Source organism: Streptomyces sp. CY-1, assembly GCF_047218265.1.
Taxonomy (GTDB): Bacteria; Actinomycetota; Actinomycetes; order Streptomycetales; family Streptomycetaceae; genus Streptomyces; species Streptomyces niphimycinicus.
The window spans coordinates 7,717,487-7,742,886 of record NZ_CP178393.1 but is presented as its reverse complement, the minus strand read 5'-3'; the positions used below and the strand labels follow the sequence as shown (position 1 = coordinate 7,742,886).

Annotated in this window: 19 protein-coding genes; 10 read left to right on the top strand and 9 right to left on the bottom strand. The window is 70.7% G+C overall.

Annotated features, from left to right (window positions below; all coding sequences use genetic code 11):
- The first annotated feature begins 383 nt into the window (after positions 1-383).
- The 8 genes from ACK1X7_RS33335 (at position 384) to ACK1X7_RS33300 (ending at position 10,929) form a co-directional block, all read left to right on the top strand.
- Positions 384-4,331, top strand: coding sequence for a sensor histidine kinase (locus ACK1X7_RS33335; protein ID WP_413116060.1), 3,948 nt, complete (start codon positions 384-386; stop codon positions 4,329-4,331).
- Positions 4,332-4,754 (top strand): roadblock/LC7 domain-containing protein, encoded by a 423-nt coding sequence (locus tag ACK1X7_RS33330; RefSeq protein WP_078643930.1) that lies wholly within the window; start codon positions 4,332-4,334, stop codon positions 4,752-4,754.
- A 105-nt stretch (positions 4,755-4,859) separates the two neighbouring features.
- A complete protein-coding gene (locus ACK1X7_RS33325; protein ID WP_014055140.1) occupies positions 4,860-5,270 on the top strand; it encodes a DUF742 domain-containing protein in 411 nt (136 codons plus the stop codon).
- Positions 5,251-5,835, top strand: a complete 585-nt coding sequence (locus tag ACK1X7_RS33320; RefSeq protein WP_078643928.1) for a GTP-binding protein — start codon at positions 5,251-5,253, stop codon at positions 5,833-5,835. The genes ACK1X7_RS33325 and ACK1X7_RS33320 overlap by 20 nt, the downstream gene beginning before the upstream one ends.
- Positions 5,836-6,168: 333 nt before the next feature.
- Entirely contained in the window at positions 6,169-9,201 is a 3,033-nt protein-coding gene (locus tag ACK1X7_RS33315) for a sensor histidine kinase (RefSeq protein ID WP_385142677.1), read from the top strand.
- 10 nt (positions 9,202-9,211) lie between these two features.
- On the top strand, positions 9,212-9,625 hold the full coding sequence (locus tag ACK1X7_RS33310) for a roadblock/LC7 domain-containing protein (RefSeq protein WP_020868201.1): 414 nt from the start codon (positions 9,212-9,214) through the stop codon (positions 9,623-9,625).
- 82 nt (positions 9,626-9,707) lie between these two features.
- On the top strand, positions 9,708-10,370 hold the full coding sequence (locus ACK1X7_RS33305; protein WP_078643925.1) for a DUF742 domain-containing protein: 663 nt from the start codon (positions 9,708-9,710) through the stop codon (positions 10,368-10,370).
- Entirely contained in the window at positions 10,351-10,929 is a 579-nt protein-coding gene (locus ACK1X7_RS33300) for a GTP-binding protein (protein WP_078610434.1), read from the top strand. Before ACK1X7_RS33305 ends, ACK1X7_RS33300 begins: the two co-directional genes overlap by 20 nt.
- Before the next feature lie 195 nt (positions 10,930-11,124).
- Here the strand turns inward: ACK1X7_RS33300 and ACK1X7_RS33295 are convergent, their stop codons facing one another.
- From ACK1X7_RS33295 to ACK1X7_RS33275, 5 genes are all read right to left on the bottom strand, one after another.
- Positions 11,125-11,364: an acyl-CoA carboxylase subunit epsilon gene (locus tag ACK1X7_RS33295; protein ID WP_078643923.1), complete on the bottom strand. Its 240-nt coding sequence runs from the start codon at positions 11,362-11,364 to the stop codon at positions 11,125-11,127.
- Between the two features lie 56 nt (positions 11,365-11,420).
- The gene (locus ACK1X7_RS33290) at positions 11,421-13,004 is read right to left on the bottom strand and encodes an acyl-CoA carboxylase subunit beta (RefSeq protein ID WP_216347526.1); all 1,584 of its coding nucleotides are present in this window, start codon (positions 13,002-13,004) and stop codon (positions 11,421-11,423) included.
- A gap of 332 nt (positions 13,005-13,336) precedes the next feature.
- Positions 13,337-14,935 carry a citramalate synthase gene (gene cimA, locus ACK1X7_RS33285; RefSeq protein WP_361496363.1) on the bottom strand — a complete coding sequence of 533 codons (1,599 nt, stop codon included), beginning with the start codon at positions 14,933-14,935 and terminating at the stop codon, positions 13,337-13,339.
- A 345-nt stretch (positions 14,936-15,280) separates the two neighbouring features.
- The gene (locus ACK1X7_RS33280) at positions 15,281-16,366 is read right to left on the bottom strand and encodes a branched-chain amino acid aminotransferase (protein ID WP_385142681.1); all 1,086 of its coding nucleotides are present in this window, start codon (positions 16,364-16,366) and stop codon (positions 15,281-15,283) included.
- A 202-nt stretch (positions 16,367-16,568) separates the two neighbouring features.
- Complete coding sequence (locus tag ACK1X7_RS33275; RefSeq protein WP_385142684.1) at positions 16,569-17,612, bottom strand: 3-isopropylmalate dehydrogenase; 1,044 nt, start codon at positions 17,610-17,612, stop codon at positions 16,569-16,571.
- 127 nt (positions 17,613-17,739) lie between these two features.
- On the opposite strand from ACK1X7_RS33275, the gene ACK1X7_RS33270 reads away from it, so the two are divergent.
- On the top strand, positions 17,740-19,323 hold the full coding sequence (locus ACK1X7_RS33270) for a purple acid phosphatase family protein (RefSeq protein ID WP_390791915.1): 1,584 nt from the start codon (positions 17,740-17,742) through the stop codon (positions 19,321-19,323).
- On the opposite strand, the gene ACK1X7_RS33265 is transcribed toward ACK1X7_RS33270, so the two are convergent.
- The 3 genes from ACK1X7_RS33265 to ACK1X7_RS33255 all read right to left on the bottom strand — a co-directional run bounded on the left by ACK1X7_RS33265 (position 19,317) and on the right by ACK1X7_RS33255 (position 22,597).
- Positions 19,317-19,439 carry a hypothetical protein gene (locus ACK1X7_RS33265; protein WP_086706647.1) on the bottom strand — a complete coding sequence of 41 codons (123 nt, stop codon included), beginning with the start codon at positions 19,437-19,439 and terminating at the stop codon, positions 19,317-19,319. The two genes, ACK1X7_RS33270 and ACK1X7_RS33265, sit on opposite strands and share 7 nt — an antisense overlap.
- A gap of 543 nt (positions 19,440-19,982) precedes the next feature.
- Positions 19,983-21,614, bottom strand: coding sequence for an L-glutamate gamma-semialdehyde dehydrogenase (gene pruA, locus ACK1X7_RS33260; RefSeq protein ID WP_216347720.1), 1,632 nt, complete (start codon positions 21,612-21,614; stop codon positions 19,983-19,985).
- A 56-nt stretch (positions 21,615-21,670) separates the two neighbouring features.
- Complete coding sequence (locus tag ACK1X7_RS33255) at positions 21,671-22,597, bottom strand: proline dehydrogenase family protein (RefSeq protein ID WP_059144148.1); 927 nt, start codon at positions 22,595-22,597, stop codon at positions 21,671-21,673.
- Between the two features lie 164 nt (positions 22,598-22,761).
- Between ACK1X7_RS33255 and ACK1X7_RS33250 the strand changes: the two genes are divergently transcribed.
- Complete coding sequence (locus ACK1X7_RS33250) at positions 22,762-24,003, top strand: PucR family transcriptional regulator (RefSeq protein WP_385142690.1); 1,242 nt, start codon at positions 22,762-22,764, stop codon at positions 24,001-24,003.
- Positions 24,004-24,025: 22 nt separating this feature from the next.
- On the opposite strand, the gene ACK1X7_RS33245 is transcribed toward ACK1X7_RS33250, so the two are convergent.
- Complete coding sequence (locus ACK1X7_RS33245) at positions 24,026-25,315, bottom strand: SGNH/GDSL hydrolase family protein (protein WP_413116059.1); 1,290 nt, start codon at positions 25,313-25,315, stop codon at positions 24,026-24,028.
- Positions 25,316-25,400 lie beyond the last annotated feature (85 nt).

Below are 25,400 nucleotides of genomic sequence, written 5' to 3'. Positions count from 1 at the left end.
TAGCCGGACACTCGATTGCGACCTTCGGTTCGTACCCGAAAGTCCGTTATCGCCGACATGACTTTCTACGTCCCGTAATAAAGTCCGCACTGAGCGTCACACGGATCACAGCCTTATCCATTGCCCTTGTTGCAGCATCCGGCACTGTGCTGGAATTCCCGGGACCGCCGCGGGAATCGGCCGGCGCGCACGGGGGCGCAGCACAGAGGCGCCGAGCGGCGGGGGGCTCCTCTTGTCGACATGAAAGGAAGCGCGCCGGTCACTCACGACCGACAGGGGGGATCGCGGTCCCCCACGACTCGACACCGCTCCGCCGGTCTTCCGGAGGGGCGCCTGGTCCAGAGGTTGCGACGCTAGTGCAGGGACGTATCAAGAGGGATGGTATGGGGGCTCCCCAGGCCCGCCAGGGCCGTGGGGACGCTTCGGCGGACCCGGAGCCGCGTGGCGGGACCGACCGCGGCTCCTCGCCCCAGCGCGCCCAGGGGAGCAGCGGCAGGACCCTGGGTGATCAGAGCCCCGAGGCCGGCACGCAGAGCGCTACCCGGATCAGTGCGCCCAGTGGCGGCGGAGACGCGGAGCAGCCTGCCAAGCCGAAGTCCTCCGGCCCCACCGGGCCCGGCAATCGCATGGCCCTGCGCAACTGGCGCATCAGCACCCGACTGGTCTCCCTGCTCACCCTCCCGGTGGTCGCGGCGACCACCCTGGGGGCGCTGCGCATCGAGGGCTCGCTGGACAACATCCAGCAGCTCGACCAGATGAAGCTGCTCACCAAGATGACGCAGCAGGCCACCCAACTGGCCAGCGCGCTCCAGGAGGAGCGCGACAAGTCGGCCGGTCCGCTGGCGGGCAAGGGGAACGACAAGGACGACCGGGTCGTCTCCACCCGTGAGGACACCAACCGCGCCATCACGGCCTTCCGCGAGGCCACCCACCAGATCGACCCCGGCGACCAGTCGCTGGCCGGTGTGCAGTCCACGCTCGTCAACATCGACCGTCAGCTCGGCAAGATCAACGAGGTCCGTGACACGGCCTACGACAACAGTGAGTACTACTCGCTGACGGTCCAGAACTACAACGAGCTGATCAACTCGCTGCTGCTGCTCTCCCAGGACATGGCGCAGGCGACCAGCAACCGCGCGATGATCAACAACACCCGCGCGCTCGCCACCTTCTCCTCGGCCAAGGAGTACGCCTCCATCCAGCGCGCGCTCATCAGCGCCGCGCTCGCCGACCCCAAGGGCGCCGACTTCTCCGCCAACGACCGCCGCTTCGCCAGGACCGCGGTGGACAAGGAGAACGAGGCGCTCGGCCGCTTCAAGCAGATCCGCCAGGGCAACTCCGAGGATCTGCTCGAACCGCTGGACAGCCGCCCCGACATCAAGGCGGCGACCATGTACGCCGACCGCGCGGTGCGCGACCCCGAGGGGCTGAAGGCCGAGAAGCGCACCGATCTCGACTGGTACGACCAGGACAGTATCAAGATCGAAGAGATGGGCAAGATCGAGGAGACGCTGCTCAGCGAGATGCAGCAGAAGGCTCGTGAGCTCCGCGACTCCGCCCAGCAGGACGCCATCCTCAACGGTGCGCTGATCCTCCTGGTCCTCGGCGTCTCCCTGGTCGGCGCCTTCGTCGTCGCCCGCTCCATGGTCCGCTCGCTGCGCCGCCTCCAGGACACCGCGCAGGAGGTCTCCCAGAAGCGGCTGCCCGAACTGGTCAAGCAGCTCTCCGAGTCCGATCCGCAGGATGTGGACACCTCCGTCGAGTCCGTCGGTGTGCACAGCCGGGACGAGATCGGAAAGGTGGCCGCGGCCTTCGACGACGTGCACCGCGAGGCGGTCCGGCTCGCCGCCGAGCAGGCGCTGCTGCGAGGCAACGTCAACGCGATGTTCACCAACCTCTCGCGCCGCAGCCAGGGCCTCATCCAGCGCCAGCTCTCGCTCATCTCCGAGCTGGAGAGCCGCGAGGCCGACCCGGACCAGCTCTCCTCGCTCTTCAAGCTGGACCACCTCGCCACCCGTATGCGCCGTAACGGCGAGAACCTCCTGGTCCTCGCGGGCGAGGAGCCCGGCCGCCGGTGGACCCGGCCGGTGCCGCTGGTGGACGTGCTCCGCGCGGCCGCCTCCGAGGTGGAGCAGTACGAGCGCATCGAGCTCAGCTCGGTCCCGGCGACCGAGGTCGCCGGGCGCGTCGTCAACGACCTCGTCCACCTGCTCGCCGAGCTGCTGGAGAACGCGACGTCCTTCTCCTCGCCGCAGACCAAGGTCAAGGTCACCGGTCACGCGCTGCCCGACGGGCGGGTGCTGGTCGAGATCCACGACACCGGTATCGGGCTCTCGCCCGAGGACCTTGCGGCGATCAACGAGCGGCTGGCCTCCCCGCCCACGGTCGATGTGTCGGTGTCCCGGCGCATGGGCCTTTTCGTGGTCGGCCGGCTGTCGCTGCGTCATGGCATCCGCATCCAGCTCCGGCCGTCCGACTCGGGCGGTACGACGGCGCTGGTCATGCTGCCGGTCGATGTCGCCCAGGGCGGCCGGAAGCCGGCGCCGCAGGCCGCCGGCGGCAAGTCGGGCCAGGGTGCACCGGCCGTCGGTGGCGGCCAGGGCAACGGCTCGGCCGGACTGCTCGGTTCGGCGCCCTCGCGGCGCCAGGTCCCGGGCTCGGGTCCGCGCACCGCGCTGCCGGGCAACGGCGGCAGCGGACTGCCGACCCGGCCGGTCGGCGCCGGTGCGGGCCCCGCGGGCGGCGCCCCGGCAGGCGGCACCAACTTCTTCGAGGGCGGACGGCCTCCGGGCCCCCGGAGCAACGCCCCCACGGGCCCCGGCGGTCAGGGCAGTCCCGGCGGTCAGAGTGGCCCCGGCGGTCAGGGCGGTCCCGGCGGTCAGGGTGGTCCCGGCGCCCCCTCCGGACGTCCCCCGCTTCCGCAGCGCAACGACGGCCCGACCGTCGCCCCGCCGACCGGCGCCCCGGCCCGTGCCGACGGGGGCGACCAGGGCGGCCGTCCGCAACTGCCCACCCGCGGCCCCGCACCCGAGCTTCCGGCCCCGTCCCAGCCCGGCACCAGTTGGGGCGCACGCGCCGCGGCCGGCGAGGACGACTGGCCGGTCACGCCGCGCGACGCGGTCGACACCCCGCGCGGGCATGAGGAGTACGACTCCACGGGCCAGTTCGCCCGTCCGGACCTCGGCGGCTCCGGGGACCGGCGCGACCCGTTCGGCAACCGCGGCCCCGGCGACACCGGCGAGCTGCCGCAACTGAGCGACGGCCCCAACCTGTTCGAGCCGCGCCGCGGGGCCAATGGACCGCAGGGCGGCCAGGGACCGGCCGACACCGGCCAGTTCAACCGGCCCGACTACGGCCGCGGCCCCGGCGACACCGGCGAGTTCGCCCGCCCGGAGCTCGGCCAGGGCCCGGGTGACACCGGTGAGTACGCCCAGCCCCGGTTCGAGGACGCCGCCCCGCGCGGCGGCCGCGGCCCCGGGGACACGGGCGAGTTCCCGCGTCCGAACATGGGCGGCCCGGGCGACACCGGCGAACTCCCCCGCCCGAACATGGGCGACACCGGCGAGTACCAGCGCCCCACGATGGGCGGCCCCGGCGACACCGGCGAGTACCCCCGCCCCGACATGGGTGGCACCGGTGAGTACCCGCTGCCCCAGGGTCCCCAGGGCCAGCCCGGTGGGCGCCCGAACGATCCGCTGCCGCCCGCCGGCCCCGGTGACGGCCGTACGCCGATCTTCGACACCATCGAGTCGTCCTGGCATCTCAACCAGGGCGAGGACCCGGGCATATCGGACTCCCAGGACGGTGGCCGGTCGTACCCGTCCGCGCCGTCCGCCCCCGAGCCCACGCCCGGTCGGCCCGCCTCCGCCGTACCGCCGCCCTCGGCCCACGAGCCGCTGCCGGCGGCCCAGGGCATGGGCGACTTCGCCGGTGCCCAGAGCACGGGCGACTTCGCCGGATCGGGCGCCGCGGCGGGCCCCGGCGGCACCAACGGGGCCGGCCTCAACGGCCGGAACACCGGTTCCCACTGGCGTACGTCGCCCCACAACGACGAGCGCTGGCGCCGCGCCGAACAGGTCCGCGAACCGGCGGCCGGCGGTATCACGTCGTCCGGGTTGCCACGGCGGGTGCCGCGCGCAAACCTCGTGGAGGGTGCCGCACACCAGCCCCAGCCCGACCAGGCTGGGCCGCAGGTGTCCCGCGCGCCCGATGATGTACGCGGCAGGCTGACCAACCTCCGCCGTGGAATTCAGCAGGGTCGCCGGGCCGGTACCGGATACGGCGACAACCATGATCGCGGCATTGGCCCGACTTACCAGCAGGAGCGTTAGTTGAGCCCGATGAGCCAGGCGGCGCAGAATCTGAACTGGTTGATCACGAACTTCGTGGACAACACCCCCGGGGTGTCCCACACGGTCGTGGTCTCCGCCGACGGACTCCTTCTGGCGATGTCCGAAGGCTTCCCCCGTGACCGAGCCGATCAATTGGCGGCGGTGGCTTCCGGCCTGACCTCGCTCACCGCCGGGGCCTCCCGCATCTTCGAAGGCGGCATGGTCAACCAGACCGTCGTCGAAATGGAACGAGGCTTTCTCTTCATCATGTCCATCTCCGACGGCTCCTCCCTCGCCGTGCTCGCACACCCCGAGTGCGACATCGGCCTCGTCGGCTACGAGATGGCCCTGCTGGTCGACCGCGCGGGCAGTGTCCTCACCCCCGACCTGCGTGCCGAGCTTCAGGGCAGCCTGTTGAACTGATCCATCGACCATCCGACGCCTGTCCCCCCGGCCGCACGGCCGGCGGGCCCCCACCGGCACCGACCGACGGCACGCCCGTCACCTTGTTGTCCGACCGGAGGATCCATGACCCCGCCCCCCGCCTCGCCCGGCCCGTACGGCGGCCATCACCAATCGCCGTACGGGGGTGAAGGCGACCAGCCATTGGTGCGCCCGTATGCCATGACCGGTGGCCGGACCCGGCCGCGCTACCAGCTCGCCATCGAGGCGCTGGTCAGCACCACGGCCGACCCCGTGCATCTACAGGGGCTGCTCCCGGAGCACCAGCGGATCTGCCATCTGTGCCAGGAGGTCAAGTCGGTCGCCGAGGTCTCGGCGCTGCTGAACATACCCCTGGGTGTGGCGCGGATCCTGGTGGCGGACCTGGCAGAGGCCGGCATGGTGGCGATCCACCAGCCCGGGGGCGGTTCGGAAGCGGGCGGTACCCCGGATGTGACACTGCTCGAAAGGGTGCTCAGTGGACTTCGCAAGCTCTAGCGGCGCTCCCCCCGCCCGCGCGACCACCTCGGCGAAGATCGTGGTGGCGGGCGGCTTCGGCGTGGGCAAGACCACGTTCGTCGGCGCGGTCTCGGAGATCAACCCGCTGCGCACCGAAGCCGTGATGACCTCCGCCTCGGCGGGGATCGACGATCTGAGCCATGTCCAGGACAAGACCACGACGACCGTGGCAATGGACTTCGGCCGCATCACGCTCGACGACGATCTCATCCTGTATCTGTTCGGCACGCCGGGCCAGGACCGCTTCTGGTTCATGTGGGACGACCTGGTGCGTGGCGCGATCGGCGCCGTGGTGCTGGTCGACACCCGTCGGCTCGCCGACTGCTTCCCCGCGGTCGACTACTTCGAGAACTCCGGGCTGCCCTTCGTCATCGCCCTCAACGGCTTCGAGGGCCAGCAGCCCTACAACCCCGAAGAGGTCCGCGAGGCTCTCCAGATCGGCCCGGACACTCCCATCATCACCACGGACGCGCGCCATCGCACCGAGGCCAAAAGCGCGCTCATCACGCTGGTCGAGCATGCGCTGATGGCTCGGCTCAAGTAGTCGACGCCGTCCGGAAGTTACCGGATATCGGACGGAGGGCGGGCCGTGTCGGACGATACGGCCCGCTCGCCGTTCATAACGTTTCGACAGAGATATGTCCCGCCCCTCGATACGGAGCGCGATCGTGCCGCTGCGTTGCGCACTCAAATACTTCGGTATTTGACATATCTCAGCCCTAACGCCCCTTTTTTCTCTGGTCCAGACAACGTACTGAGCGCTTTGCGCACTGTTTGGAAAGCACCAGCGGGGCGTGCTGGAATTCGCTGAACTGGGCAGTCAGGGATTAGCTGGGAACGGCACAAATGGTGCCGATGCCGAGAGGTTGTTGGTCGAGTGAGGCGAAGCAAGCCGGACCCCGCGCAAGACGCGCGAGGGAACTTCACCCCGCCGCCGCGTTCAGGCACAGCGGCGTCGCCCGCCGAGGCACCGGATCCACCCAGCGGTGGCCGGATCTCCCCTCGGAACTGGCGGGTGCGCGGCCGGCTGTACGCGATCCTGCTCATCCCGGTGCTCGTCGCCCTGGTCTTCGGTGGCTTCCAGGTCGCCTCCTCGGTCTCCACCTGGAACGAGGCGCGGGACGCCGAACGCACCGCGCAGGTCGTCCGGGCCGCCACCACCTACGCCCACGCCCTGGTCAACGAGCGCGACCTGAGCGCGGGCCCGCTGCTCAGCGGCACCAACGAGGCCACCGTGACCAAGGCGCGGGCCGCCAGCGACGCGGCGAAGAAGGACTTCGACAAGGCCGTCGCCGATATGCCGCAGACGCCGACCATGAAGCGCCGCCTCAAAGCCTTCAGAACCGCAGAACCGCAGCTCGCCTCCTTGCGCCGGAACGCCTACACCGACCGCCTGAACGGTGTGAAGACCGAAGAGGGCTATGTCGCCGTCGAGCATGGGCTGATCGAATTCGCCAATGAACTGGGCCTGGGCACCGGCAATATCACGTCATACGGCCGTACCGTCTACGCGGTATCCCTGGCCAAGGGCGCGGAGTCGCTCCAGCGCTCCATCGGCACCCATCTGCTGGTCAAGCCCGGTCCGTCGGCGACCGACCGCAAGACCCAGCTCACCTCCTTCACCTCGTACGTCTATCTCGAGGGCATCGCGCTCGGGGAGTTCGAGGCGGCCGGCACACCGCAGGACGTGACCCGGCTCGAGGACACCCTCAGGGCGGCCGAGAAGCGTGCGCAGGAGCAAATCGCCGAGGCGAAGCAGAAGGCCGAGGCGGACGGCAAGAAGTTCGTGGCACCGCCCGGTATGGACCAGATGCGCAAGGCCATCGGCAGCGGCGCCTCGCCCACCGCGCTGGCCGGCCAGGGGGTCACCCCGGATGCCTGGTTCAACGCCTCCACGATCAAGTTCAACGCCTACCGGGACGTCGAGCAGACCCTGGTGAACAGAGCCGTGAACGAGGCGGCGCAGATCTCCTCGGACGCCCGCCGCGATGCGATCGTGAACGGCGCGATCGTGGTGCTGGCACTGCTCGCCGCCTTCTTCGTGGCCGGCCGGATGGCCCGCTCGATGAGCCATTCCATGCAGCAACTGCGCAACGCCGCCTTCGACGTCGCCGAGAACAAGCTGCCCGCGGTGGTCGGCCAGCTCTCCCGCACCGACCCGGGACGGGTGGACACCCGGGTCAGCTCGATACCGATCAACACCAAGGACGAGATCGGCGAGGTGGCCCGCGCCTTCGACCAGGTGCACCGGGAGGCGATCCGGCTCGCGGCCGAGCAGGCGATGCTGCGCGGCGGCGTCAACGCGATCTTCACCAACCTTTCCAGTCGCAACCAGGGACTGATCGAGCGGCAGCTCACCCTGATCTCCGAACTGGAGAGCCGGGAGGCCGATCCGGACCAGCTCGAGCACCTCTTCCGGCTGGACCACCTGGCCACCCGTATGCGGCGCAACGGCGAGAACCTCCTGATCCTCGCGGGCGAGGAGCCCGGCCGGCGCTGGAACCAGCCGGTGCCGCTGATCGATGTGCTGCGCGCCGCCTCCTCGGAGGTGGAGTCCTACGAGCGCATCGAGCTGGCCGGTATCTCCGAGAGCGAGATCCACGGCACCGCGGTGACCGACCTGGTGCACCTCCTGGCCGAGCTGCTGGAGAACGCCACCACCTTCTCCTCCCCGCACACCAAGGTGCGGGTCACCTCGACCCGGCTGCCCGACGGCCGGGTGGTGGTGGAGATCCACGACAAGGGCATCGGCCTGACCGCCGAGGACTTCGCCGACATCAACCACAAGCTGGCCAATCCGCCGACGGTGGACGCCACGGTCTCCCAGCGCATGGGGCTCTTCGTGGTCGGCCGCCTCGCCGACCGGCACGGCATCCGGGTCCAGTTGCGCCCCTCCGGGGAGCAGACGGGCACCACCTCACTGGTGATGCTGCCCGAGGCGATCACCCACGGCGGTGGCGGCGAGGAGCTGCCCCAGGACGACTTCACGGTCTCCCGGATCGTCCCCGAGCCGCGGCCCGCCCCGGCCTTCGAGGACATGAGCGAGCTGTCCTCGCGGACCGCCGCCGAGCTGGGTTTCGACGACTCCGCCTACGACCGGGACCAGGGACATCACCAGTTTCAGGGCCAGTACAGCGGAATGGGGGCCACCCCGCCCGAGCGGGATCCGCGGCCCGGACAGGCGCCCGCCGATCCGCCGGCGCAGTCGTCGTACCAGAATTCCGGCTATTCGCAACCGGAAGCGGATTACGCAACTCAAACGGAACCCGAACAGCAGCCGTACATCGGCTACAACTCCCCCTCTCAACAGGGAGAGTGGGGCGATTCCGGATCTTTCGAGATGCCCTACGCGTCGCAGTTCGGGACCGAAGCGGAATCAGGACCCAGCGCTCCCGAAGTTTCTCGGGACCGCGTAGAGTTCCACCGTCCGGGCCCTTCCCCGAGCGGAATCCACTCGATGACCGACGCCGGGCTTCCGCGTCGCGACCGGCAGTGGCAGCCGTCCGAGGAAACAGGGACACAGGGGATGGCCGGGGACCCGGCGGCGCCCACGGCGCCGGAGCGACCCCGGCAGACACCCCAGCAGCAGGAGGACAGTGCCCCATGGCAGTCGGAGAACGACCAGCGCTGGCACCGTGCCGAGCGGCTGCGCGACCCGAAGGCCGGTGGGGTCACCACATCCGGCCTGCCCCGCCGGGTGCCCAAGGCCAATCTGGTCGAGGGCTCCGCGGAACCGACCGGACAGGGCGGCCCCCAGGTCTCCCGCGCCCCGGAGGACATCCGCGGCAGGCTGAGCAACCTGCGCCGCGGCGTCCAGCGGGGGCGCAGCGCGGGAACCGGGACCCCCGGGCGTGACCAGCATGACCAACAGGGCTTCGGCCCCGGCAGCACCTACGATCAGGAGCGTTAGTGTGAGCCCGATGAGCCAGGCGGCGCAGAACCTGAACTGGTTGATCACCAACTTCGTGGACAACACCCCCGGGGTGTCCCACACCGTGGTGGTCTCCGCCGACGGACTCCTTCTGGCGATGTCCGAAGGCTTCCCCCGTGACCGAGCCGATCAACTGGCGGCGGTGGCCTCCGGCCTGACCTCGCTCACCTCCGGAGCCTCCCGCATCTTCGAAGGCGGCGTGGTCAACCAGACCGTCGTCGAAATGGAACGAGGCTTCCTCTTCATCATGTCGATCTCCGACGGATCCTCCCTCGCCGTGCTCGCGCACCCCGAGTGCGACATCGGCCTCGTCGGCTACGAGATGGCCCTGCTGGTCGATCGCGCGGGCAATGTCCTCACCCCGGATCTACGCGCGGAATTGCAGGGCAGTCTTCTCAACTAGCAAACATGGAGTGCGTTTCGCGCCACCGCGCCATAGGGTGCGGTGGCGCGACCGGCAAGACAGGCGAGTTGGAGGAGGACACGTGGCAACGCCCCCTAGCGGATATCCGTACGCCCACGGGCAGCCGTCCGAGCCGCGCGGAGAGGCCCCGATGAAGCGCTACAACTTCCCCTCCGCGCCCAGCCGCCAGGCCCGCTCCCCACAGCAGCCGGAGCCGCAGCAGGAGCAGCAGCCCCCGCGGCGGCAGCCGCAGCGGCCTCAGCAACAGCCGTACACGCCCTCCTACGCGCCTCCGGCGCCGCAGGAGGGGTCTTGGTACGACGCGCCCTCCGCGCCGCGTATCGAGCCCGTACAGCCGCCTGAGCGCCCCGCTCCGGAACCTTCCTCCCCCGCGGGTGGCACTCATAACCCTCTGGTGCGCCCGTACGCCATGACTGGGGGCCGGACCCGGCCCCGGTACCAGCTCGCCATCGAGGCGCTGGTGCACACCACGGCCGATCCCGCTCAGCTCCAGGGCCAACTGCCCGAGCACCAGCGGATCTGCCATCTGTGCCGCGAGATCAAGTCGGTCGCCGAGATCTCCGCACTGCTCGCCATTCCCCTCGGCGTGTCCCGGATCCTCGTAGCCGACCTGGCCGAGGCGGGGCTCGTCGCCATTCATCAGCCGGGCGGCGACGAGTCCGCCGGCGGTCAGCCTGACGTGACACTGCTCGAAAGGGTGCTCAGTGGACTTCGCAAGCTCTAGCGGTGCAGCCCGCTCCACCACCTCCGCGAAAATCGTGGTGGCGGGCGGCTTCGGCGTGGGCAAGACCACGTTCGTCGGCGCGGTCTCGGAGATCAACCCGCTGCGCACCGAAGCCGTGATGACCTCCGCCTCGGCGGGGATCGACGACTTGACCCACGCACCGGACAAGACCACCACCACGGTGGCGATGGACTTCGGCCGCATCACGCTGGACCAGGACCTGATCCTGTACCTGTTCGGCACGCCCGGCCAGGACCGCTTCTGGTTCATGTGGGACGACCTGGTCCGTGGTGCCATCGGCGCGGTCGTCCTGGTGGACACCCGCCGGCTCGCCGACTGTTTCCCCGCGGTCGACTACTTCGAGAACTCCGGACTGCCCTTCGTCATCGCCCTCAACGGCTTCGACGGACATCAGCCGTACACCCCCGAAGAGGTCCGCGAGGCCCTTCAGATCGGCCCCGACGCGCCGATCATCATCACCGACGCCCGCCACCGCAGCGAGGCCAAGAGCGCGCTCATCACGCTGGTCGAGCACGCGTTGATGGCCCGGCTGCGGTAGCCGAGACCGGCGACAGAAGCCAAAATCCCCTGCTCTCCGAGGAGAACAGGGGATTTGTGCGTTCCCGGTCCGATGCATCCGGGGCAGTCGGATGCATCCGGGGCAGTGGGGGCGTCCGGCGCGTTCAGGCGCTCGGCGCGGGGCCGGCGGCCTCCGGGCGGTGTGCGGCCGTCCGGAGGCGGCGGGGCCGCTCGCTCAGCCCTGCCAACTGTGCGGCGCGCTGAACGCCGGGCGGCGCTCCAGACGGCGCCAGCGGGCGGCGCTGCGGCCCGGGCGGGTGGAGTCGGTGGTGCGGTGGGTGCCGGCGGCCGCGCGGGCGAGGAGCACCGCGGTGACCGCGGCGAGTTCCTCGGCGTCGGCGTGGCCCTTCTCGACCCGGACCAGGGTGGCCGCCGCCGCGGCGGCGGGATCGGCGATATCGCTCGGTGTGCTCACGGTTTGTCTCTTCTCCCTTGTCGCGCGGGTTTCGCGCGAGGACACGAACTAAGAGGCTACTGCGGCGGGTTGCCGTGCTTGCGGGACGGCAGGTCGGCGTGCTTGTCGCGCAGCATCGCCAGCGACCGGATCAGGACCTCGCGGGTTTCGGACGGGTCGATGACGTCGTCCACCAGGCCCCGCTCGGCCGCGTAGTACGGGTGCATCAGCTCGGACTTGTACTCCTTGACCATGCGGGCGCGCATGGCCTCGGGGTCGTCGGCGTCGGCGATCTGACGGCGGAAGATCACGTTGGCCGCGCCCTCGGCGCCCATCACCGCGATCTCGTTGGTGGGCCAGGCGTAGGTCAGGTCGGCACCGATGGACTGGGAGTCCATGACGATGTACGCACCGCCGTACGCCTTGCGCAGGATGACGGAGATCCGCGGCACGGTGGCGTTGCAGTACGCGTACAGCATCTTGGCGCCGTGCCGGATGATCCCGCCGTGCTCCTGGTCGACACCGGGCAGGAAGCCGGGCACGTCGAGGAAGGTGACCAGCGGGATGTTGAAGGCGTCGCACATCTGGATGAAGCGCGCGGACTTCTCCGACGCCTCGATGTCCAGCACCCCGGCCAGCGACTGCGGCTGGTTGGCGATGATGCCGACCACCTGGCCGTCGAGCCGGGTCAGCGCGCAGATGATGTTGGTCGCCCAGCGCTCGTGGACCTCGAGGTACTCGCCGTCGTCGACGATCTCCTCGATGACCTTGCGCATGTCGTACGGCCGGTTGCCGTCGGCCGGGACGAGGTCCAGCAGCGAGTCGCCGCGCCGGGCGGCCGGGTCGTCGGACTCGACGGTCGGCGGGTTCTCCCGGTTGTTCTGCGGCAGCAGCGACAGGAGGTAGCGCACCTCCTCCAGGCACGTCTCCTCGTCGTCGTAGGCGAAGTGGCACACGCCCGAGGTCTCGGCGTGCACATCCGCGCCGCCCAGTCCGTTCTGGCTGACCTTCTCGCCGGTCACCGCCTGGACCACATCGGGTCCGGTGATGAACATCTGAGAGGTCTCCCGGACCATGAAGACGAAGTCCGTCAGCGCCGGGGAGTACGCCGCCCCGCCCGCGCACGGGCCGAGCATCACGCTGATCTGGGGGATGACGCCGGACGCCTTGGTGTTCCGCTGGAAAATGCCGCCGTATCCGGCGAGCGCCGAGACGCCCTCCTGGATACGGGCACCGGCGCCGTCGTTGAGGGACACCAGAGGCGCCCCGGCCGAGATGGCCATGTCCATAATCTTGTGGATCTTGGTCGCGTGGGCCTCCCCCAGCGCCCCGCCGAAGATCCGGAAGTCGTGTGCGTAGACGAACACCGTCCGTCCGTGGACGGTCCCCCAGCCGGTGACGACCCCGTCGGTGTAAGGCTTCTTCGCCTCCAGGCCGAACCCGGTCGCACGATGCCGCCGCAGCGGCTCCACTTCGTTGAAGGACCCCTCGTCAAGCAGCAGATCGATCCGCTCGCGAGCCGTCAGCTTCCCCTTGGCCTTCTGGGCCTCGGTCGCCCGCTCGCTCGGGCCGCGCCGAGCCTGCTCGCGAATCGCGTGCAGCTCGGCGACGCGCCCGCGAACGTCACTCGCCTCAGCAGGCGCACCTTCGAGATTGGTCATGCATTGACGGTACGTTCCCTGGCCCCCGGAAACGCATGTCAATTCCCTACAACGTCAGGGGCGTTTTGGTGGGCAGGCGGAACAGAACTGGACAGCGGCTTTCCCACTACCTGGTGTCCTAAAGGACTATCGACCCTGTCGGCATCCGACAAACCTCCAGGCGGCGACCGTGCGAGGGGCGGGCCCGACCACCCGGATGGGCGGCGTCCGCCGGAGCGGCGCTGCGGCCGGATCGGGGAACGGAGCACGTCGGCCGCGCTCCGCTCCCCGCACCCTACTCCCGCGACGGCCCGCGCCACGCGCACCGGTCCCATGCGGCCATGAGGCCCGGCTCACTCCTGCGGGTCCACCCCGGCCCGCAGCAGCCCGTAGGCGTAGGCGTCGTCCAGGGCCTGCCAGGACGCGGCGATCACGTTCTCCCCGACGCCGACCGTCGACCACTCCCCCTGGCCGTCGGCGGTGGAGACCAGTACCCGGGTCGTGGACTCGGTGCCGTGCTTGCCTTCCAGGATGCGGACCTTGTAGTCCACCAGCTCCATCGTCGCGAGCTGCGGGTAGATCCGCTCCAGCCCCACCCGCAGCGCCCGGTCCAGGGCGTTGACCGGACCGTTGCCCTCCGCAGTGGCGACGATGCGCTCGCCCTTGGCCCACAGCTTCACGGTGGCCTCGTTGGCGTGGGTGCCGTCCGGGCGGTCCTCGACGATCGCCCGCCAGGACTCGACCCGGAAGTAGCGGCGGGGGCGGCCGTCGACCTCCTGGCGCAGCAGCAGCTCGAAGGAGGCGTCGGCGGCCTCGTAGGTGTAGCCCGCCAGCTCGCGCTCCTTGACCCGCTCGACGATCCGGCCCACCAGGGCGCGGTCGTCGCCGAGGTCGATGCCCAGCTCCTTGCCCTTGAGCTCGATGGACGCCCGGCCGGCCATGTCGGAGACGAGCATCCGCATGGTGTTGCCGACCCGCTCGGGGTCGATGTGCTGGTAGAGATCCGGGTCGACCTTGATCGCGGAGGCGTGCAGTCCGGCCTTGTGGGCGAAGGCGGATACGCCCACATAGGGCTGGTGAGTGGACGGCGTCAGATTGACGACCTCGGCGATCGCGTGCGAGATCCGGGTCATCTCCTCCAGGGCGCCCTCCGGCAGCACCCGGCGGCCGTACTTGAGCTCCAGGGCCGCGACGACCGGGAAGAGGTTGGCGTTGCCGACCCGCTCGCCGTAGCCGTTGGCCGTGCACTGGACGTGGGTGGCGCCCGCGTCCACGGCGGCGAGGGTGTTGGCGACCGCGCAGCCGGTGTCGTCCTGGGCGTGGATGCCCAGCCGGGCGCCGGTGTCGGCCAGCACGGTGCGGACCACCGCGTCGATCTGGCCCGGCAGCATGCCGCCGTTGGTGTCGCAGAGGATCACCACCTCGGCGCCCGCCTGGTGGGCGGCGGAGACGACCTGCTTGGCGTACTCCGCGTTGGCGCGGTAGCCGTCGAAGAAGTGCTCACAGTCGAGGAAGACCCGGCGGCCCTGGGACCGCAGGTAGGCGACGGTCTCGCGGACCATCGCGAGATTCTCCTCGAGCGTGGTGCGCAGGGCCAGCTCCACATGGCGGTCGTGGGACTTCGCCACCAGGGTGATCACCGGCGCTCCGGAGTCCAGCAGCGCCTTGACCTGGCGGTCGTCCTCGGCGCGTGCGCCCGCCTTGCGGGTGGCGCCGAACGCCACGAGCTGGGCGTGCTGGAAGTCGATCTCGGCGCGGGCCCGGGCGAAGAACTCCGTGTCGCGCGGGTTGGCGCCGGGCCAGCCGCCCTCGATGAAGCCCACGCCGAAGTCGTCCAGGTGACGGGCGATGGTCAGCTTGTCCGCGACCGTCAGGTTGATGCCCTCGCGCTGCGCTCCGTCGCGCAGGGTGGTGTCGAAGACATGGAAGCCGTCGTCGGGCAGATCCTTCATGGTTGGTCTGGCTCCTGTCGGATGGATCTCGGTCTACCGGAATATCCGGTTCCGCGCCCTCCTATGGTCCCTCACGCTTCGCCTCCGGCGGGATGGTCCGGAAAACGAAAAGACCCCTCGCGGGTGCGAGAGGTCTGCGCGCGGGTCTGGGGCACGGTGGCCGCGCCGTACCGGGTCGTACGGGCGGTCACTGCGGACCGGCGCGCCTGCTGTCAATAATCATGACGAACGAGAGCACGGAGGCAGTGTGGCACATTCCGCCCCCGCGCTCTCATCCGTCTCATCATGCGAACCATCGGTGTCAACGGGGTGACACCCGCGATCAGCCCAGAGGGGACGCCGCGATCAGCCCAGGGGGTGCATCCAGCCATGCGGGTCCGGGGCGACGCCGGTCTGGATGTCCAGCAGCGCCTTGCGCAGCCGCATCGTCACCTCGCCCGGCTCACCGTCGGCCACCGTCCAGTTCGCCCGGGCGGACTTGACCGAGCCGACCGGGGTGATCACGGCCGCCGTACCGCAGGCGAAGACCTCGGTGAGGGTCCCGTCGGCGTTGCCCTGGCGCCAGTCGTCGACCGAGATCCGGCCCTCGGAGACCTCGTAGCCGAGGTCGGCGGCGATCCGCAGCAGCGAGGCGCGGGTGATCCCCGGCAGCAGCGAACCGGACAGCTCGGGGGTCACGATGCGGTCCCCGTACACGAAGTACAGGTTCATCCCGCCCATCTCCTCGATCCAGCGACGCTCGATCGCGTCCAGCCAGACCACCTGGTCACAGCCCTGCTCGGCGGCCTGGGCCTGGGCGACCAGGGAGGCCGCGTAGTTGCCGCCCGCCTTGGCCGCGCCGGTGCCGCCGGGCGCGGCGCGGACGTACTCCTCCGAGAGCCAGACCGAGACCGGCCGCACCCCGCCGGGGAAGTAGGCCCCGGCCGGGGAGGCGATCACCACGAAGAGGTACTCGTTCGAGGGCCGGACACCCAGCCCGACCTCGGTGGCGAACATGAAGGGCCGCAGGTAGAGGGACTGCTCTCCGTGGCCGGGCACCCACTCCTTGTCCTGGGTGACCAGCGCGTCGCACGCCTCGATGAAGGTCTGGACGGGCAGCTCGGGCATGGCGATGCGGCGCGCGGACGCCTGGAACCGCTCGGCGTTCTGCTCGGGGCGGAACGTGGCCACGGACCCGTCGGGGCGGCGGTACGCCTTGAGCCCCTCGAAGATGGTCTGGGCGTAGTGCAGCGTCATGTTCGCCGGATCGATCGAGAGCGGGGCGTACGGCACGAGCTGGGCCTCGTGCCAGCCGCGGCCCTCGGTCCACTTGATGGTCACCATGTGATCGGTGAAGTGGCGGCCGAATCCGGGATTGGCAAGGATCTTCTCCCGCTCGGCGGCGGGGAGCGGGTGGGATGAGGGCTTGAGCTCGATCGTGGGCGTCGTCATGGCAGGTAGTCCTTCACCTTCGGTTGTGGCGGACCGCGCTCGCACCATCCTGCCCGTGATCGGTACTAGGACGTCCAAGCTCTTCTTCACACAACGGCCCCACCGGGGATTATCTCCTAGGTGAGGCCGTGGCGGGGAGCGTTGTGCAGCGCGCGGCCCAGGTCGATGGTCGCACCCAGCCGCGCGGTGGCACAGGCTGGGGTCAGCCGGATACTCGGGCGGCGAGCGCGTCGCCGATCTCGTCGGTGGTGCGCGGCTCGGCCGCGTCCCGCCCGGCGAGGTCGTCCGCGACGGCGGCCTCGATACGGGCCGCCTCGTCCGCGTAGCCGAGGTGCGACAGGAGCAGGGCCACCGACAGGACGGTCGCCGTCGGGTCGGCCTTGCCGGTGCCCGCGATGTCCGGCGCGGAGCCGTGGACCGGCTCGAACATCGACGGGAAGGCGCCGGAGGGGTTGATGTTGCCGCTCGCGGCGAGCCCGATGCCGCCGGTGACGGCGGCGGCGAGGTCGGTGAGGATGTCACCGAAAAGGTTGTCGGTGACGATCACGTCGAACCGCTCCGGCTGGGTGACGAAGAAGATCGTCGCGGCGTCGACGTGCAGATAGTCGGTGCTGACCTCGGGGTACTCCTTGCCGACCCGGTCGAAGATGCCCTTCCACAGGTGGCCGGCGTGCACCAGGACGTTGTTCTTGTGCACGAGGGTCAGCTTCTTGCGCGGCCGGGCGTTGGCGCGCTCGTACGCGTCCCGGACCACGCGCTCGACACCGTAGGCGGTGTTGAGGCTGACCTCGGTGGCGACCTCGGCCGGGGTGCCGGTGCGCAGCGTGCCACCGTTGCCCACGTACGGGCCCTCGGTGCCCTCGCGGACGACCACGAAGTCGATGTCGGGGCGGCCGGCCAGCGGGGTCGGGGTGTTCGGGAAGAGCTTCGACGGACGCAGGTTGACGTAGTGGTCGAAGGCGAAGCGCAGCTTGAGCAGCAGTCCGCGCTCCAGCACGCCCGAGGGCACCGACGGGTCGCCGATGGCGCCGAGCAGGATCGCGTCGTGGTTCTTCAGCGACTCCAGGTCCGCGTCCGGCAGGGTCTCGCCGGTGGCGTGCCAGCGCTGGGCGCCGAGGTCGTAGTTACGGGTCTCCAGCTTCACGTCCTGAGGAAGGGCGGCGGAGAGGACCTTCAGGCCCTGGGCCACGACTTCCTGGCCGATACCGTCACCGGGGATCACTGCGAGGCGAATGCTGCGAGACATACCCGGACCCTACCGCTCGTCCCATGGATTGACATAGCTGTCCGCCATTCGGACATCCGCTCAGTGGCAATCGCCCGTTCACCCCCTGTATGGCGCGCTGTTGACCGCCCGGGGGACATTCCGGTCCATGGACACACCACGGTTCGGCGTACCGGAGCGGCTCGCCCAGCGGATGACCATGGCGGAGCAGCATGAGTATCTGCGGGCCCGGCTCTCCCGGCGCCGGGTGCTGCGCGGGGGCGCCGCCACGGCGGGGACGGTCGCGGGTGCGGGGCTGCTGGGCGGGGCGGCGTGCGCCGCCGACGCCGAACCGGCGCCCGTGGCGAGCCCGAAGCCGGTGACCGCCACGGTGGACGGCGCGCTGGTCGCCCCGTTCGGCCGCCATCTGGCCTTCGGCGCCGATCCGCGGACGCAGATGCGGATCTCCTGGCAGGTGCCGTTCGCCGTGCGCAAGCCCTATGTGCGGATCGGCACGAGCCCGCTGGAGCTCACGCGCAAGGTCGAGGCCGAGGTCCGCGCTCTGCACACCCCGTCGCTGAGCGACAAGCTGCCCGCGGTCGACCAGTTCCATCTGCACGCCGCGGTGGATGATCTGCGCCCCGGGACCACCTATTACTACGGCGTCGGCCACGCGGACCGCGACCCGGCCGAGCCGCGGCACTTCTCGTCCGTGGGCACCTTCCGCACCGCGCCCAAGGAGCCCGGGAAGTTCGTCTTCACGGCCTTCGGCGACCAGGGGGTGAGCTATGACGCGCTCGCCAACGACCAACTGATCCTTGGCCAGAATCCGTCGTTCCATCTGCACGCCGGGGATCTGTGCTACGCGGACACCACCGGCCATGGGAAGAAGACCGACCTGTACGACGCCCGGGTCTGGGACTCCTTTCTCGCCCAGACCGACTCGGTCGCGGCGAGCGTGCCCTGGATGGTGACGACCGGCAACCACGACATGGAGGCGTGGTACTCCCCCGACGGCTACGGCGGCCAGCTCGCCCGCTGGTCCCTGCCGGACAACGGCCCGGATCCGCGCAAGGCGCCCGGCGTCTATTCGTTCGTCTACGGGAACGTGGGCGTGGTCGCCCTGGACGCCAATGACGTCTCGTACGAGATCAGCCCCAACAAGGGGTACACCGACGGTGCGCAGACCCGCTGGCTGGACCGGCGCCTGGGGCAGTTGCGCAAGCGGCCCGGCATCGACTTCCTGGTGGTCTTCTTCCACCACTGCGCCTACTCCACCACCAGCGCCCACGCCTCGGACGGCGGGGTCCGCGACGCCTGGGTGCCGCTGCTGGAGAAGCACCAGGTGGACCTGGTCATCAACGGCCACAACCACGTCTACGAGCGGACCGACGCGATCCGGGGCGGCAAGGTCGCCCGCCGGGTCCCCATCGGGGGAAGCGCCGACGCGGTGCGCGACGGGATCGTCTATGTGACGGCGGGCGGGGCGGGCGCGAAGCTCTACGAGTTCCCGGTGCCCGACAGCTACGAGGGGCACATCAAGGACCTCGACGAGGTGAAGACCTACCACTGGACGGAGGACGGGGAGAAGAACCGGGACAGCGCCGACTGGTCCCGGGTCCGCTACACCGGCTTCTCGTTCCTCGCCGTGGAGGTGGAGCCGGGCCCCCGCCCCCGGCTCACGGTCACGGCCCTGGCGGAGTCGGGCGAGCGAGTGGACCGCTTCGAGGTGACCCGGCCCCGGCGTCAGTGACCGGTGGAACCGCCGTTGTCCCGGCGGTCGAGGGCGCGCTGGAGTGCGGCGGCCGCCTTCTTGCGGTCGGTGTCGTCGGTCTTGCGGCGGATCCTGCGGACAGTCGTCTCGGCCATGATCACATCTCCTCTGCTGATTCCCGGTGGACCGGGAGGAAGGAAAGCTCCCCGAGAAGGTGGCTGCCGGAAGAGGCGGGGGCCTGGGTGCGGCAGGGGTCACCTGCGCCTGTGCACCGGGCCGCGGCCGCCATCGCTGGATACAGCGGGACGTTCGGCTTCCACAAAAGTAAGGCAGCGGAGCGTCAGTGTCTGCACAATTAGTCGGACGTCCTACTATCTGAGACGCGAACAGGGTGACATCGGCCACTGACCCAGGGTGATCACATCGCGGCACCGGGCCGATAGTCGAGGCCGACCCCCGTCCGACCTCGACCACGGCGGCCGATCGCAGGTCGTCGTGGGCGATCCCGCGCCTGGTTACCCACGTAAACTGCGGTAAATAGTGCCTACTTGACTGCTCGACGCTAGCACCGCCGCGCGTCGGGCGTCCACAGATTTCCCCCTACGCGCCCCCGGAGCGCACGCCGCCCCCGGACCGCACTGAAGCGGTCCGGGGGCGGGGTCGCGGGGCGGACGGAGTCGGCCCGTCCGCACGGGCGGTCAGCCCATGTGCGGGTAGCGGTAGTCGGTCGGCGGGACCAGGGTCTCCTTGATGGAGCGGGTGGAGGTCCAGCGCATCAGGTTCTGCTTGGCGCCCGCCTTGTCGTTGGTGCCGGACGCCCGGCCACCGCCGAAGGGCTGCTGGCCGACGACGGCACCGGTCGGCTTGTCGTTGATGTAGAAGTTGCCGGCCGCGAAGCGCAGCGCCTCACAGGTGGCGGCGGCCGCCGCACGGTCCTGGGCGATGACGGCGCCGGTCAGCCCGTACGGGGCGGCCGACTCCATCTGCTGGAGCATCGCGTCGTACTGATCGTCCTCGTAGACGTACACCCCGAGGATGGGGCCGAAGTACTCGTCCTTGAAGATCTCGTTCTCGGGGTCGGTGGAGGCCAGCACGGTCGGGCGGACGAACCAGCCCTCGCTGTCGTCGTAGGTGCCGCCCGCGACGACCTCGACCGTGGGGTCGGACTTGGCCCGGTCGATGGCGGCCTTGTTCTTGGCGAAGGCGCGCTCGTCGATGACCGCGGACATGAAGTTGCCGAGGTCGGCCACATCGCCCATGGTCAGCCCGTTGACCTCGGTGGCGAACTCCTCCTTGAGGCCGTTCTCCCACAGCGAGCGCGGCACATAGGCGCGGGAGGCCGCGGAGCACTTCTGGCCCTGGAACTCGAAGGCGCCGCGGGTCATCGCCGTCTTGAGCACCGCCGGGTCGGCGGAGGGGTGGGCGACGATGAAGTCCTTGCCGCCGGTCTCACCGACCAGCCGCGGATAGGTCTTGTAGTTCTCGATGTTGTTGCCGACCGTCTTCCACAGGTACTGGAAGGTCCGGGTGGAACCGGTGAAGTGGATGCCCGCGAGGTCCGGGTGGGCCAGGGCCACCTCGGAGACGTCCTTGCCGTCGCCCGTGACCAGGTTGATCACGCCCTTGGGCAGCCCGGCCTCCTCCAGAACCTCCATCAGCAGCACGGCGGCGTGCGTCTGGGTCGGGGACGGCTTCCAGACCACCACATTGCCCATCAGCGCGGGGGCGGTGGGGAGGTTGCCCGCGATGGCGGTGAAGTTGAAGGGGGTGATCGCGTAGACGAACCCCTCCAGCGGCCGGTGGTCGCTGCGGTTCCAGACCCCCGGCGAGTTGGCCACCGGCTGCTCGGCCAGGATCTGCCGCGCGAAGTGGACGTTGAACCGCCAGAAGTCGATCAGCTCACAGGGAGTGTCGATCTCGGCCTGCTGCGCGGTCTTCGACTGGCCCAGCATGGTGGAGGCCGCGAGGGTCTCCCGCCAGGGGCCGGAGAGCAGATCGGCGGCCTTGAGGATGACCGCGGCACGGTCGTCGAAGCTGAGCGCGCGCCACGCGGGGGCCGCGGCCAGGGCGGCGTCGATCGCGTCCTGCGCGTCCGCCTGCGTGGCGTTGGCGTAGGTGCCCAGGCGGGCTGAGTGCTTATGCGGCTGGACGACGTCGAAGCGCTCCCCCGCTCCCATCCGCTTCTCGCCGCCGATGGTCATCGGCAGCTCGATGGGGTTCTCGCCGAGCTCCTTGAGCTTGGTCTCGAGGCGGGCACGCTCCGGGGTGCCGGGTGCGTAGGTGTGCACCGGCTCGTTCACCGGCACGGGGACCTGGGTGACGGCGTCCATGATGGCCGTTGTCTCCTTCGATCGTCGGGTTGCGAGGTCTGCGATGCCTGGAGCGGTCAGCGACGGCCGACCAGCGAGCGCAGGAAGAATGTGAGGTTGGCGGGGCGCTCCGCGAGGCGGCGCATGAAGTACCCATACCAGTCTGTGCCATACGGGACGTAAACCCGCATACGGTGGCCCTCCGCCACCAGCCGCTCCTGCTCGGCCACGCGGATCCCGTACAGCATCTGGAATTCGTACTCGTCCAGCTTGCGCCCGAGCCGGTGTGCCAGATCCTGGGCGATGGCCACCATCCGCGGATCGTGCGAGCCGATCATGGGGTAGCCCTCACCGGCCATCAGGATCTTCAGACAGCGCACATAGGAGCGGTCCACCTCGCGCTTGTCCTGGTAGGCGACGCTCGCCGGCTCGTTGTACGCGCCCTTCACCAGCCGCACCCGGGAGCCTTCCCCGGCCAGCGCCCGGCAGTCGTCCTCGGTCCGGAAGAGATAGGACTGGACGACGGCGCCGGTCTGCGGGAAGCGGGTGCGCAGCTCGCCGAGGATGGCGAGGGTGGAGTCCACCGTGGTGTGGTCCTCCATGTCGAGGGTGACCGTCGTGCCCGCCGCGGCGGCGGCCTCCACGACCGGGGTCACATTGGCCAGCGCCAGATCGTGGCCCCCGGGCAGCGCCTGTCCGAAGGCGGAGAGCTTCACGGACATCTCCGCGCGCCCGGCGAGCCCCTCGGCGGCCAGCGCCTCGGTCAGCGCCAGATAGGCGTCACGGCTGCGCAGCGCCTCGACCCGGTCGGTGACGTCCTCGCCCAGATGGTCCAGGGTGACGTCCAGGCCGCGGGCGGTCAGCGACCGCACCGAGCCCAGGGACTCGGTGAGCCGCTCCCCGGCGATGAAACGGTCCACCATCGGGCGGGTGACCGGCGCGGCCGAGACGAGACGGCGGATGGCGGCACTGCGCGAAGCGGCGAGCAGCACGGGTCCCAGCACGGGGCACCTCCACGATGACGGCCGACGAACGGCACCAACAACTCACCGTGAAACTTAAGGATGGCCCGGATCCCGGACCATCGACACCTGTCACGCATCCGTGGCCGGGATCTCAGACATCTGTATGAGAATGTGAGAGGTGAAACAGGGAAGAGGCGGGACCCATGCGCGACGACTACCAGCAGTTGGTGGACGAGATCACGGCGGTGCTCCGGGCACCCGCGACCCTGGAGAATCGCGACTTCGCACTGATCGCCTTCGGCGCCCAGGACAGCGAGGACCGCGATGACACGGAGGAGCCCGCGCTGGACCCGGTCCGCACCCGCTCGATCCTCCAGCGCCGCTCGACGGCGGCGGTGCGGGCCTGGTTCGAGGCGTTCGGGATCGCCCGGGCGCAGGCGCCGCTGCGGATTCCGCCCGATCCGGCGGCCGGGGTGTTCATGGGCCGTATCTGCCTGCCCGTCCGGCACCGCGGGGTGGTGCACGGCTATGTCTGGCTGCTGGACGACGGCCATCTCTCCGATCTGGAGCTGGGCGGCCCCACTCGCGCGCCGGACCCCCGGCTGGCCCGCGCGATGGAGACCGCGGACCGTATCGGGGCGCTGCTGGCGGCCGAGGCGCGGGCCGGGGAGCAGCTCGGCGAGCTGCTGCGCGATGTGCTGACCGGGCCGCCGGCCGGCCGGGACGCCGCCCGCGCCGGGCTGCGGACCGCGCTGCGCGGCGCGGGCGACGGGCCGCTGGCGCTGGTGGCGGTGGTGCCGTGGACACCGGGGACCGGCGAGGACGCGGACCACCCCGGACTCCCCCACCTCCCCGGCATCGTCGCCGCGTGCGCACTGCCCGGGACCGCGGCGGCCGGGGCCGGGCTGGCGACGCTGGTCCGGCTGCGCGCGGCCACCGCCCTGGACCCGGCCCGTACGACGGCCGAAGCGCTCCTGCGTTCGCCCCGGGCCACCGCGGGCTCCCCGAACGGGGCACCGGCCAGGCCGGCCGCGGGGGTCAGCGCTCCCCGGCGCGGGCTGGAGGAGCTGCCCGCCGCCTGGCAGGAGGCCCTGGCCGCGGCGCGGGCGGCCCACGCCGATACGCGGCTGGGGCCGGTCGCGGAGTGGTCCGCCATCGGCCCGTACCGTCTGCTGGCCGCGCTGCCCGCGGTGCAGCCCGACGCCGCCGTACGCCCGCTGCTGGAGCCCGCCCACGCCGAACTCGCCCGCACCGCCGAGACCTTCCTCGACTGCGCGGGCCAGGCCGGGCGCACCGCCGCGCGGCTGGGCATCCACCGGCAGACGCTCTACTACCGGCTGTCCCGGGTGCGGCAGCTCACCGGTCTCGACCTGGACGCGGGCGAGGACCGGCTGCTGCTGCATATGACCCTCAAGGCCGCCCGTCTCGGGGCGCGGCGGCGCTGAGATCCTCCAGGATCTCGCCCCGTCAGGAGACATCACCGGTGAGCAGGCGGAGGTCGACGGTGTCGGCCATGGCCTTCAGACCGGCGTCCGTGGGGTGCACTCCGTCACCGGCGTCGTAGGCGGGCAGCAGGTGGTGCGGGTCGGCGGGGTCGCGCAACGCGCGGTCGAAGTCGATCACGCCGTCGCATACGGATGTGCCGCGCAGCCAGGTGTTGACCTGTTCGCGGATCTCCTCGCCGACGTCGCCGAGCTTGCCGTTGGGCGTGATGGTGCCGCAGTGGAAGCGCAGACCGGCGGCGTGGGTCCGGGCGGCGAGGGCGGAGATCCCGGCGGTGAGGTGCGCGGCGGTCAGTTGCTCGCCCGGGTGGGGGCCGTGCAGGCCACCGAGGTCGTTGGTGCCCTCGAGGAAGATGACGGCGCGGACGCCGGGCTGTTCCAGGGCGTCGCGGCCGAAGCGCGCCTGGGCGCTGTCGCCGAGGTTGATACTGCCGGACCCGTTGTAGCCGCCCGGTGTGAGGATCCGGTTGCCGCCGATACCGGCGTTGACGACGGCGGGGCGGTGGCCGCGCTCCAGCTTCACCAGGCGGCGGGAGAGGTCGTCCGTCCAGCGGCGGTTGGAGTCGTTGGCGGTGAGCCCGCCCTCGGTGATGGAGTCCCCGAAGGCGACGACCGTGCCGCCCGCGTCGCGCGTGGAGACGTCGACGCCCTGGAGGTAGAACCAGGAGGTGGTGGTCGTCGGGTAGGCGGCGGCCGTGTCGTCGGCGGTGTGGTCGCCCGCGGTGGAGACGTAGCTGGTCTGCTTGGCCCAGCCGTGATAGGTGGCGGGGCCGGTCGGGCCGGGCAGGTGCAGGCTGACGAGCAGGTCGGTGTCGGGCTTGGTGTTCAGGCCGACGGGGTCGCTGACGGTGCGGGCACCGGCCGGGACGGTGGTGGCGGGGCGGCCGCCGAAGGTGACGGTGTGCCGGGTCCCCGGGGCGGCGGCCGCACCGGCGCCGCGGGTGGCGACGGTGGCGGCGCCGATGTCGAGCGGGGTGGTGCCGTACTCGTTGGAGAGCCGGATGCGCAGCGCGCTGCCGCCCGCGCCCACGTGGACGACGAGGCGCAGGGTGCGGTCGGTGAAGCCGGTGGCGGAGGGGCCGGAGGTGCCGGGCGGCCCGGCGGCGGCCGCCCATCCGCCGACCCAGTGCTGCCTCGGCGGATGGCCCGATGCTCCGGCGGCGGGGCCGCCGGAGACGGCGAACACGGCGAGCAGGGCCGCGCTCAGGAGGGCGGCCCAGGTGCGGGCGCGGAGGGCGGGCATACGACGGATCACGGGTACTCCCATGGAGGTCGGGGACGGGTCGGGCCCGGTCCGGCCGGGGTGTCCGCGCCCCGCGGCAGGACGGAGGCGGCGGACG

Bases quoted from the DNA above. Each gene is read 5' to 3' on its own strand.
- ACK1X7_RS33280 (WP_385142681.1), bottom strand. From the start codon at position 16,366: ATGACGACGCCCACGATCGAGCTCAAGCCCTCATCCCACCCGCTCCCC.
- cimA (WP_361496363.1), bottom strand. From the start codon at position 14,935: ATGAAGGATCTGCCCGACGACGGCTTCCATGTCTTCGACACCACCCTG.
- ACK1X7_RS33270 (WP_390791915.1), top strand. From the start codon at position 17,740: ATGGACACACCACGGTTCGGCGTACCGGAGCGGCTCGCCCAGCGGATG.
- ACK1X7_RS33325 (WP_014055140.1), top strand. From the start codon at position 4,860: ATGACCCCGCCCCCCGCCTCGCCCGGCCCGTACGGCGGCCATCACCAA.
- ACK1X7_RS33335 (WP_413116060.1), top strand. From the start codon at position 384: ATGGGGGCTCCCCAGGCCCGCCAGGGCCGTGGGGACGCTTCGGCGGAC.
- ACK1X7_RS33265 (WP_086706647.1), bottom strand. From the start codon at position 19,439: ATGGCCGAGACGACTGTCCGCAGGATCCGCCGCAAGACCGACGACACC.
- ACK1X7_RS33310 (WP_020868201.1), top strand. From the start codon at position 9,212: ATGAGCCAGGCGGCGCAGAACCTGAACTGGTTGATCACCAACTTCGTG.
- pruA (WP_216347720.1), bottom strand. From the start codon at position 21,614: ATGGACGCCGTCACCCAGGTCCCCGTGCCGGTGAACGAGCCGGTGCAC.
- ACK1X7_RS33275 (WP_385142684.1), bottom strand. From the start codon at position 17,612: ATGTCTCGCAGCATTCGCCTCGCAGTGATCCCCGGTGACGGTATCGGC.
- ACK1X7_RS33290 (WP_216347526.1), bottom strand. From the start codon at position 13,004: ATGACCAATCTCGAAGGTGCGCCTGCTGAGGCGAGTGACGTTCGCGGG.
- ACK1X7_RS33250 (WP_385142690.1), top strand. From the start codon at position 22,762: ATGCGCGACGACTACCAGCAGTTGGTGGACGAGATCACGGCGGTGCTC.